Source organism: Mycobacterium sp. E1747 (assembly GCF_001667775.1).
Lineage (GTDB): Bacteria > Actinomycetota > Actinomycetes > Mycobacteriales > Mycobacteriaceae > Mycobacterium.
On record NZ_LZJI01000123.1, the window covers coordinates 1 to 10,507 of the forward strand.

At 68.3% G+C, this 10,507-nt stretch carries 6 protein-coding genes and 1 pseudogene; 3 read left to right on the forward strand and 4 right to left on the reverse strand.

What is annotated here, in order from left to right; translation table 11 throughout:
• Together A5695_RS30245 and A5695_RS28475 are read left to right on the forward strand one after the other, a co-directional pair.
• Nucleotides 1-76 (forward strand): annotated as a pseudogene (locus tag A5695_RS30245) (hypothetical protein); the annotation flags it as partial.
• Between the two features lie 706 nt (nucleotides 77-782).
• On the forward strand, nucleotides 783-2,285 hold the full coding sequence (locus A5695_RS28475) for a serine/threonine-protein kinase (RefSeq protein ID WP_068081711.1): 1,503 nt from the start codon (nucleotides 783-785) through the stop codon (nucleotides 2,283-2,285).
• A gap of 21 nt (nucleotides 2,286-2,306) precedes the next feature.
• Here A5695_RS28475 and A5695_RS12245 read toward each other — a convergent pair whose 3' ends face one another.
• The 4 genes from A5695_RS12245 to A5695_RS12260 form a co-directional block, all read right to left on the reverse strand.
• The gene (locus tag A5695_RS12245; protein ID WP_068081714.1) at nucleotides 2,307-4,484 is read right to left on the reverse strand and encodes a glutamine synthetase III; all 2,178 of its coding nucleotides are present in this window, start codon (nucleotides 4,482-4,484) and stop codon (nucleotides 2,307-2,309) included.
• A gap of 107 nt (nucleotides 4,485-4,591) precedes the next feature.
• Nucleotides 4,592-6,073, reverse strand: coding sequence for an MFS transporter (locus tag A5695_RS12250; RefSeq protein ID WP_068081719.1), 1,482 nt, complete (start codon nucleotides 6,071-6,073; stop codon nucleotides 4,592-4,594).
• Nucleotides 6,074-6,127: 54 nt separating this feature from the next.
• Nucleotides 6,128-7,924, reverse strand: a complete 1,797-nt coding sequence (gene ngg / locus A5695_RS12255; RefSeq protein ID WP_068081722.1) for an N-acetylglutaminylglutamine synthetase — start codon at nucleotides 7,922-7,924, stop codon at nucleotides 6,128-6,130.
• Nucleotides 7,921-9,726 carry an N-acetylglutaminylglutamine amidotransferase gene (locus A5695_RS12260; RefSeq protein ID WP_068081729.1) on the reverse strand — a complete coding sequence of 602 codons (1,806 nt, stop codon included), beginning with the start codon at nucleotides 9,724-9,726 and terminating at the stop codon, nucleotides 7,921-7,923. The genes ngg and A5695_RS12260 overlap by 4 nt, the downstream gene beginning before the upstream one ends.
• 455 nt (nucleotides 9,727-10,181) lie before the next feature.
• On the opposite strand from A5695_RS12260, the gene A5695_RS12265 reads away from it, so the two are divergent.
• Entirely contained in the window at nucleotides 10,182-10,505 is a 324-nt protein-coding gene (locus A5695_RS12265) for a DUF732 domain-containing protein (RefSeq protein ID WP_068081725.1), read from the forward strand.
• Nucleotides 10,506-10,507 lie beyond the last annotated feature (2 nt).

Below are 10,507 nucleotides of genomic sequence, written 5' to 3' on the forward strand. Positions count from 1 at the left end.
GCGCGGCGGGATGGGTGAGGTCTACGAGGCCGAGCACACGGTCAAACAGTGGACGGTGGCGCTCAAGTTGATGTCGCGCTGTAGGCCCCAGGCGACGCCGGCGCCGAGCAGCACCAGCGCAACGGCCACCGCGATCCACGTCCGTCGTCCGACAAGTCCGGACGGCGGCGACGGCGGGCGCGCGGGCGTCGGGTGGATCTGCAGGTCGGCCCCCAGCAGCTCCGCCGCCGCGACCACCACCCCGACGCCTCCCCCGCCGCAGCTGTTGACCCTGAGCGGGGTCAGCGGGGTGCTGGCGCAGATGCGGACGCAGTTCGGCGACACCCTGGGCTACCAGCTGAACATCTACCAAACCCAGGTGGTGGTCATGCGTCCGGACACCGCCAACCCGCGGAAGGTGGTGAGTTGGCTGTGCCGCGACGGTAATTGGGCCAGCGTCGGTCCCGAGAACGCGGTGTCGTCCCGTTTGGTGGTGGGTGACCTCAGCAAGTTCGACGTGCAGGCGGTCGTCGGTGTCGTGCAGCAGGCGCCGCAGACACTACACATCTACGACGCCGACCGGATCTTCCTGACGATCGAATCCCGTAAGGACGGTGGCTTGCACCTACAGATCAGCGCCAGCGACGGGGCGCTGAGCGGCACCATCGTGCTGGCCCCGGATGGTTCGATCACGCAGGTCGCTCCCCCGGTGCGCTGATCGCGCGACCGGCGCGGGCCGGGGCGATGTTGTACGTTTCTGCGGTGAGATCGGTGTGCGCTCACCTCGTCGATCGAGTCACTCGATGACCGAGGGCTCGCGGGTGGGGACGATGTTCGGCCCTTACCGTCTCAAGCGGCTGCTCGGGCGCGGCGGGATGGGTGAGGTCTACGAGGCCGAGCACACGGTCAAACAGTGGACGGTGGCGCTCAAGTTGATGTCGCACACGTTCAGCGGAGATCCGGTGTTCCGCAAGCGAATGGAACGCGAGGCGCGGATCACCGGCCGGCTGTTGGAGCCCCATGTGGTGCCCATCCACGACTACGGCGAGATCGACGGGCAGCTGTACCTGGAGATGCGCCTCATCGAGGGCATCGACCTGGGCAGCCTGCTCGAACGGGATGGCCCACTGCCGGCGCCGCGGGCGGTGGCCATCGTCCACCAGATCGCCTCGGCCCTCGATGCCGCGCACGCCGCCGGCGTGACCCACCGCGACGTCAAGCCGCAGAACATCCTGATCACCGGTGACGACTTCGCCTATCTCGTCGACTTCGGGATCGCCAGCGCCAAGTCCGACGAGAAACTCACCCAGCTGGGGACTGCCGTCGGCACCCTGAAATACATGGCGCCCGAACGGTTTTCGAGCGACGAGGTGACACCGCGCGCCGACGTCTACGCGCTGGCCTGTGTGCTCTACGAATGCCTGACGGCGGCCCCGCCCTATCCCGCCGACAGCACCGGCATGTTGGTCAGCGCCCACATGATGCAGCCCATCCCCAAACCGAGCGAGCAAGGCCCGGGGGTGAGCCCGGCATTCGACGCGGTGATCGCCGGCGGCATGGCCAAAACCCCGATCGAGCGCTATCCCACCGCCGGCGGCCTGGCCGAGGCTGCGCACCGGGCGCTCAGCAGCCCGGAACGCCAACGCGCGGAAACGATTCTGCGGCACAGCGAAATCGTGACCCCGGGCTCGAGGCCGCCGGACGTTCCGTCCCCGTCGCCCCAACGCAACCGCTGGCCGATGGTCGCCGCCGCCGTGGCGATCGTCGTCGCCCTCTGCGCCGCCGGCGTCTGGCTTGCGCTCAAACCGTCCGGCCAGGGGCACGCCAAGTCGACCGTGGCGAAAACCCCGCCGCCGTCCGGCATCGCCCCCAACGACGATCAGGCGCGGCTGATCAGCCTGCTGCCTCCCGGCTACCTGGCCGGCACCTGCACGCCCGCCACCCCGGAGTCGGGCAGCATCTGGGTGCACGCGGTCGCGATGGTGACCTGCGGGCAGAACACCCAGCCGGGCGGTCCCAGCCACGCCACCTACGGACTGTTCGCGACGCCGAACAGACTGAAGAGGGCATTCACCGACGACATCGCCAACGTCAGCCTGGTGAACTGCCCCGGCGAGGGACGCTCACCCGTCAGCTGGCACTACGACCAGACCCCCAACGACATGGCCGGGCTGATCGCCTGCGGCACCTACAACAACCACCCGAACGTCATCTGGACCAACGACGAGAAGCTGATGCTCAGCGACGTCTCCGGCGACCCCGCCACCGTCGAGGACCTGCACACCTGGTGGGACGCCTACGGCTGATCGGCTGATCCCTATCGTCCCCTACAGGATGTAGAGCATCTCCTGGTAGGTCGGCAGCGGCCACAGGTCGTCGGCCACAACGCCTTCCAGCGTGTCGGCGGCCGTGCGCACCGCCGCCATCGCGGGGAGCAGCTCTTTCTGGGCGTGGGTCGCCTCCTCGAGCGCCGACGATGCCGAGTGGTCCGCCAGCGCCGCCTTCAGCGTGCCGAGCGCGGCTTCGAGATCGGCAATCGGCCCCGAAACCGATTCCAGCGCAGCAGAACTCGGCTCGATTCCGGCGGCCTTGAGGCTCGCCACATTCTGCGCAAGCTCGGTCTGGTACCGGATCGCGGCGGGCAGGATCACCGTCGTCCCCAGCTCCAACGCCAGCTTGGCCTCGACCCCGATGGTCAACGCGTACTGCTCCAAGCGGACCTCGTAACGGCTGTGCAGCTCGCGCTCGTTGAACACTCCGTATTTGCCGAAGAGTTCGACGGCTTCGGGCTTGATCAGCTCCGGGATGGCGTCCAGCGACGTCTTGAGGTTCGGCAACCCGCGCTCGGCCGCCTCGATCTGCCAGTTGTCCGAATACCCGTCGCCGTTGAACACGACCGCGCCGTGTTCGGTGATGACGTCGGTGAGCAGTTTCTGGACCGCCTTGTCGAAGTCCTCGCCCTTGCTCACAGCCTCTTCCAGGATCGTGGCCATGTAGTCGAGTGAGTCGGCCATGATCGTGTTGAGGATGATCAACGGCACGGCAACCGTCTGGCCCGAGCCTGGCGCGCGGAACTCGAACCGGTTGCCGGTGAAGGCGAACGGGCTGGTGCGGTTGCGGTCGCCGGCGTCGGTCGGCAGGTGCGGCAGGGTGTCGACGCCGATGATCATGGTGCCCTTGCCCTTTGACGAGGTGGCCGCGCCCTTGGCGATCTGCTCGAACACGTCGGCGAGCTGTTCGCCGAGGAAGATCGAGATGATCGCCGGCGGCGCCTCATTGGCGCCCAGGCGGTGGTCGTTGGTCGCCGAGGCGACCGAGACCCGTAGCAGGCCGGCGAACTTGTGCACGGCTCGGATCACGGCGGCGCAGAACACCAGGAACTGGGCATTCTCGTGCGGGGTGTCGCCCGGCACCAGCAGCGAACCCAACTCGGAGTTGCCCATCGAGAAGTTGACGTGCTTGCCCGACCCGTTGACGCCGGCGAACGGCTTCTCGTGGAAGAGGCATTCCATGCCGTGCTTCTTGGCAATCGTCTTGAACACCGTCATCAGCAGCTGCTGGTGGTCCGAGGCGATGTTGGCCCGCTCGAACATCGGCGCGATCTCGAACTGGCCGGGGGCCACCTCGTTGTGCCGGGTCTTGGCGGGAATGCCGAGCTTGAACAGCTCCCGCTCGGTGTCCATCATGAAGCCCAGGACACGCTCGGGCACCGCACCGAAGTAGTGGTCGTCGAACTCCTGGCCCTTGGGCGGCTTGGCGCCGAACAGCGTGCGTCCGGCGTTGACCAGGTCGGGGCGGGCCAGGAAGAAGTGCCGGTCGACCAGGAAGTACTCCTGCTCCGGGCCACAGAAGGACACCACGTGGTTGAGGTCGTTATGGCCGAACAACTTCAGCACCCGCTCGGCGTGCGTGCCCATGGCCTGCTGGCTGCGCAGCAGCGGCGTCTTGTAGTCCAGCGCCTCGCCGGTCATCGAGACGAAAATTGTTGGGATACAGAGGGTGTTACCGTTCGGGTTCTCCAGGATGTAGGCGGGACTCGTCACGTCCCAGCCGGTGTAGCCGCGCGCCTCGAACGTGCTGCGCAGCCCGCCCGAGGGGAAGCTGGAGGCGTCGGGCTCCCCCTGGATCAAGGTCTTGCCGGCGAACTCGGCGAGCGTCTGCCCGTCGGAGACCGGCTCCAGGAAGCTGTCGTGCTTTTCGGCGGTCAGACCCGTCATCGGGTAGAAGACGTGGGCGTAGTGGGTGGCGCCCTTTTCCAGCGCCCAGTCCTTCATCGCCACCGCGACCGTGTCGGCGACGGCGGGGTCGAGCTTGGCGCCCTTCTCGATGGTCGCCACGACGGACTTGTACACCGACTTGGGCAGCCGCGCCTGCATCTCGGCCTTGGTGAAGACGTTGGAGCCGAAGATCTCGCCGGGCGCTTCGCCCGGGACGAAGCTGATGGCAGGGGGAACGTATGCCTCGACATTGTTGATCGCCTGGAGGCGGACCGCGTTACCGCTCAATGGAATTCCTATCGCTGGGGGGGCCCACGTCTGGTGGACCGACTCACATTAGGAACTCTCGATGGCGGATATGTTACGCCCGCGTCACCGCTGCCACCTCGATGGTTTCAAACAGAAGACGGCCCGCGGTCGTCGGACTCGGCGTCGTCGACGGTCAGCGGCAGGGCCAACTCTTCGAGTGGGCGCCCTTCGGCCGCGATCCCGAGCCGCAATTCGACCAGGCCCGCGATGGCCATCACCGCGGCGCCCGTCAGGAATGACCACATCACCTGGCCGCGTTCCCCGGAATTGATCAGCTGCCCGAACAGCAGGGGCCCGGTGATGCCGCCGATCGCGGTGCCCACCGCGTAGAAGAACGCGATCGCCAGCGCCCTGGTCTCCATCGGGAAGATCTCGCTGACCGTCAGGTAGGCGGCGCTGGCGCCCGCCGACGCCAAGAAGAACGCGACCGCGAGGACGCCGATGAAGGTCCAGACACCACCGGTGTGGGTCACGAACAGGATCGCCAGGACGACGGCCACCAGCGCGGACCCGAGGTAGGTGGCAGTGATCATCGGCTTGCGGCCGACGGTGTCGAACAGGTGGCCAAGAGCCAGCGGCCCGACGAAGTTGCTCAGCGCCCACAGGATGAAGAACAGCGGCACCTTGCCCGACGGCACGCCGTAGAACCCGCTCAACAGCGTGCCCAGATTGAACGTCACGCCGTTGTAGAGGAACGCCTGCCCGGTGAACAGCGCCAGCCCCAGGATCGCGCGCTGCGGATAGAGCTTGAACGCCACCCGGGCGATCTCGCGGAACGAGATCGTCTCGCGCTGACGGATTTTGAGCCCGCGGCCTTGCGGTTCGGGCAGGGGTTCGCCGGTCTCCTGCCGCACCGCCTCCTCGATCTCGCCGACGACCCGCTCGGCCTCCTCGTCGCGGCCGTGGATGAACAACCACCGCGGGCTCTCGGGGACGTTGCGCCGGACGAGGAGCACGAAGATACCGAAGATGGCGCCGACGCCGAAGGCCAGCCGCCAGCCGATGTTGGGCGCGAAGTTCGACGTGTCGAGCAGGACGAGGGCGCCGGCCGCCCCCGCGGCCGAACCGAGCCAATAGGTCCCGTTGATGATCAGGTCGACGCGGCCGCGCAGCCGGGCGGGGATCAACTCGTCGATGGCCGAATTGATCGCGGCGTATTCGCCGCCGATGCCGGCGCCGGTGAAAAACCGCGCGACGAAGAAATACCAAGGGGCGAAGGCGAACGCGGTCGCGACGGTGGCGGCCAGGTAGACCGCCAGGGTGAGCATGAACAGATTGCGCCGCCCGAAGCGGTCCGTCAGGTGCCCGAAGAACAGCGCGCCCAGGCACGCACCGGCGATGTAGAACGCGGCCGCCATGCCGATCTGCGCGGCGTTCAGGTCGATGCCGCTGCCCTTTTCCGTCAGGCGAGCGGACACGTTGCCCACCATCGTGACCTCGAGCCCGTCCAGGACCCAGACCCCGCCCAGTCCGATGACGACGCGCCAGTGGAATCGCGACCAGGGCAGCCTGTCGAGGCGCGCCGGCACGTGGGTGGTGATGGTTCCGGTTTGCACGCTTCCGCTCATCTGACTCCTATCCGGGTGGCTTCAGAAGTACCCAGGCGAGGCGCATCACACGCCTCAGCCGCGGTCGGCGCGCGACTCCTCCGGGGTCCAGGGTTGCGGCTGGCCGGGGTGGCCGGGGAACAGGAAGTCGATGAACGCCGCAGCCGTGGGCTGCGGTTCGTGGTTGGCCAGCCCGGGCCTTTCGTTGGCTTCGATGAAGGCGTACTCGGCGCCGGTGACGTCCGGCACCAGCAGGTCGATGCCCGTCACCGGGATGCCGATCGCCTCGGCCGCCGTCACCGCGACCCGGCACAGTTCGGAGTTCACCACGGCGGTGACGTCGTGGATGGTGCCGCCCTGATGCAGGTTGGCGGTGCGGCGGACGCGCAGGCGGGAGCCCTGGGGCAGCACGTCGTCCAGCGTCCAGCCCGCCTCGGCCACCGTCGACTCGGTCAGGTCGTCGATCGGGATGCGGGATTCGCCGCCGGTGGCCGCGGAGCGCCGCCGGCTTTCCGCCGCGATCAGGTCACGGATGCTGTGCTCCCCCGTGCCGATGACCTCGGGCGGCATCCGCAGCGCGGCGGCCACCACCCGGCCGTCGATCACCACCAGCCGAAGATCGTCGCCCTGCACGCGCTGCTCGATCAGCACGTCCGGGTGTTGCTGACGGGCCCGGGCCAGCGCGGCGGCCAGCTCTTCGGGGCCGCTGTCGGCGGTCACCCCGACGGTGATGCCCTTGCCCTGCTCGCCGCGGGTCGGCTTGACGACGACCTCGCCAACCTCGGTGAGGAAGTTGTAGTCGCCCTCATCGAAGGTGGCCAGGCGGGCGCGGGGCACCGTGATGCCCGCCTCGGAGACCAGCCGCCGCGTCAGGCGCTTGTCGTCGCAGCGGCACATGGCGACCGCCGAGGTGTATTCGGACAGCGATTCACGGGTGATGACGCTGCGGCCGCCGTGGGTGAGGCGCATCTCCCCGGTCTCGGCGTCGAGCACCTCGACCCAGATTCCGCGGCGCAGCGCCTCGTCGGCGATGATCCGGGCGTAGGGGTTGAGGTCGTCGACCGTCTCGGGCGGCGGGCTGAACAGCGGTTCGTTGATGGCGTTCTTGCGCTTGATCGCGAGCACCGGGACGCGGACGAAGCCCAGCTTCTCGTACAGCCCGATGGCGGCGGCGTTGTCGTGGGCGACGGAGAGGTCCATGTAGGCGCGGCCCGCGTTGCGGAAGCGCTCCGCCAGCGCACGGGTGAGGGCCGCACCGATGCCGGGCAGCCCGGCCGCCGGGTCGACGGCCAGCGTCCACAGGCTCGACCCCTGTTCGGGGTCGGAGAACAGCAACTCGTGGTCGACACCGGTGACGGTGCCCACCACGGCGCCGTCCGCGTCGCGCACCGCAAGCAGGTAGGTCACCGCGGGGGCGTTTAGGTGGTTGTCCCAGATGACGTCGACGCCGGCCGGGACCATCCCACAGCGCACGTAGACGCGATTCATGGCGTCGGCGTCGACCGGGTCGTTCAGCGTGCGCACGGTCACCCCGAGCGGCGCCGGCGAGGATTCCTCGCCCTTCATCGCGTCGGTGAAGCGCAGCCGATAGGTGTGGCTGGGGTCGATGAAGAGCTCGGTCGGCGCTTCGGCGACCACCACGTGGGATTCGCGGGCGTAGATGCAGATGTCGCGGCGGCCGGGCCCCTCCCGGCGCAGCGCCTCGACCAGTTGGTGGGAGTCGGCGAAGGTCTGGCCGAAAATCAGTCGGCCCCAGCCCAATTCGAGCTCGACATCCTTGGCCATCGCTTCCACCAGCTCCGGCGGCGAGGCGTCGTGCAGGCCCATCGTGATCGCCTCGGTGTGGTCGCCAGAGGGATCGATTTCGGTCATGCCACCGGACCCGTGATGCCGTGCCGCTGCAGCCAGAGCTCGAGCAGCGCGATCTGCCAGAGCTCGTTGCCGCGAAGTGGGGTCAGCTTGCCGTTGGGGTCGGCCAGTAGCGCGTCGACCGCCTCAGTGCGAAAAAGTCCGCGCTCCTTGGCAACCGGCGCGTAGAGGGCGTCACGCACCATGTCGAGGTAGGGCCCCTCGAGGTGGGTCAGTGCCGGAACCGGGAAGTAGCCCTTGGGCCGGTCGATGACCTCCGACGGGATCACCCGTCGCGCGGCCTGTTTGAGGACGCCCTTGCCTTCGTGGGCGATCTTCAGCTCCGGCGGACAGGTCGCCGCCAGCTCGACGAGCTCGTGGTCGAGGAACGGAACCCGGCCCTCGAGGCCCCAGGCCATGGTCATGTTGTCGACCCGTTTCACCGGGTCGTCCACCAGCATGACGGTGGTGTCCAGCCGCAGCGCGCGATCGACGCCCGTCTGCGCGCCGGCGCGCGCGAAGTGCTCGGTGACGAAGCGCTCGCTGGGGTCGTCCGGGGCCATGACGCCCGGCCCCAGCAGGCCCGCCATCTCGGCCGAATCGCGATCGAAGAACGCGCCCCGGTACTCGGCGACCGAGCCCTGAAGCGACGCCGCGGCCGGCGAGCCCATCGGGGGGTACCAGTGGTAGCCGGCGAACACCTCGTCGGCGCCCTGGCCCGACTGCACGACCTTGACGTGCCGTGCCACTTCCTGGCTGAGCAGGTAGAAGGCGACGCAGTCGTGGCTGACCATCGGCTCGCTCATCGCGCCGATCGCCCCGTCGAGCGCGGGCAGCATCCGGTCGGTGCCGATGCGGATCTGATGGTGGTCGGTTTCGAAGCGCTGGGCGATGATGTCCGACCACCGGAACTCGTCGCCCTCGACGCCACCGGCCGCCTCGAAGCCGATGGAGAAGGTCATCAAACCGTGCTGGCCGGCCTCGGCGAGCAGGCCGACGATCAGGCTGGAGTCGACGCCGCCGGACAGCAGGCAGCCGACCGGCACGTCGGCGACCAGTCGGCGCTCGACCGCGACGCGCAGTGCATCCAGCACCGCCTCTTCCCAATCGGTTTCCGACCAGGCGGCGCGGTCGTCGTGCCGGGTGAAGTCGGGGGTCCAGTAGGTGGTGACGGTGCGCCGGCCGTCGGGCTCGACGGCGACGAGCGACGCGGGCGGCACCTTGCGGACCCCGCGCAGGATGGTCAGCGGCGCCGGGACCACCGAGTGGAACGTCATGTAGTGGTGCAGGGCGATCGGGTCGATGCGGGTGTCCACGCCGCCGCCGGCCAGCAGCGCCGGCAGGGCCGAGGCGAAGCGGATCCGGTGGCTGTCCTCGGTCAGGTAGAGCGGCTTGATCCCCAGCCGGTCACGGCCCAGCAGCACCCGGCCGCTGTCGCGTTCGACGATCGCGAAGGCGAACATGCCGTGCAGGTGGCTGACGAAGTCGTCGCCCCAGTGCCGGTAGGCCTTGATCAAGACCTCGGTGTCGCTGTGCGAGAAGAACCGGTAGCCGTGCCCGGTGAGTTCCCGGCGCAACTCCTTGTAGTTGTAGATGCAGCCGTTGAAGGCGATCGCCAGGCCCAGCTCGGAGTCGACCATCGGCTGGGCGCCGGCCTCGCTCAGGTCGATGATCTTGAGCCGACGATGACCGAGCGCGACCCGCCCCTGTGACCAGGCGCCGGACGCGTCCGGGCCCCGTCGGGTCATCACGGCGGCCATTGCGGACACCGCTGCTACGTCGGGGACCCGCCCGTCGAGCCTTACCTCCCCGGTGACTCCGCACACTCCTTGGACCATACCGAAGGCGGTTGCCGCGCGCCCGAACGGCCACTGTGAAATGCGTCGTCGCCGCCGCGGGCGACCCGGGAGGCGCGGCCCCCGCCCGCGCGGGCCGGAGACCCTCGACGGGCGAGCGAACAAGCGGACGGAGGACCGTTGTATGGTGCGGCGCTTTTGCGGATTGTTAATTCTCGGTTGCGCTCTGCTCTCGCCTTCGGCTCTCGCGCGCCGCCCTTGGCGGTTGATGGACGCCGACCGGTCACCCGATCCGCAGCTGACGAATTCGAAATTGTTGTAGAGCAATGGTTTTCAATAGCGCTTCGAACCGGCGTGCCGTCGCGTTGCGACCCGATTCGCGTGAGGTGGCGGGCTTGGCGACGCCGAGAAAGACCCGCGGTTCTCCGTTACTGTGCAGCCACCCCGAAGACACCCCGTCGTCACCTTGAGGAGACCTTGGCCGAATGAACGCGCATGCCGGGATGTTTTTGACGTTCGGCGTGGCCGCCGGGGCCGCGGTGTTTTTCGCGGCACCGGCTTGCGCCGACCAGACCGACGATTCGTTCATCGCCGAGATTGAGCGCAACGGGATCGTGTTCACCGATCGGGGCGCCGCGATCGCCGCGGGGCACAACATGTGCGCCGGACTCGACAAGGGGAAAACACCAACCTCGTTGGTGCTCAACGTCGTACGGGCCACCGACCTGTCGGCGCACGCGGCCGGCTACCTGCTGGGCGCTTCCGTGGCATCGTATTGCCCCCAACACAAGGCCGCTATCGGCAATTAGCG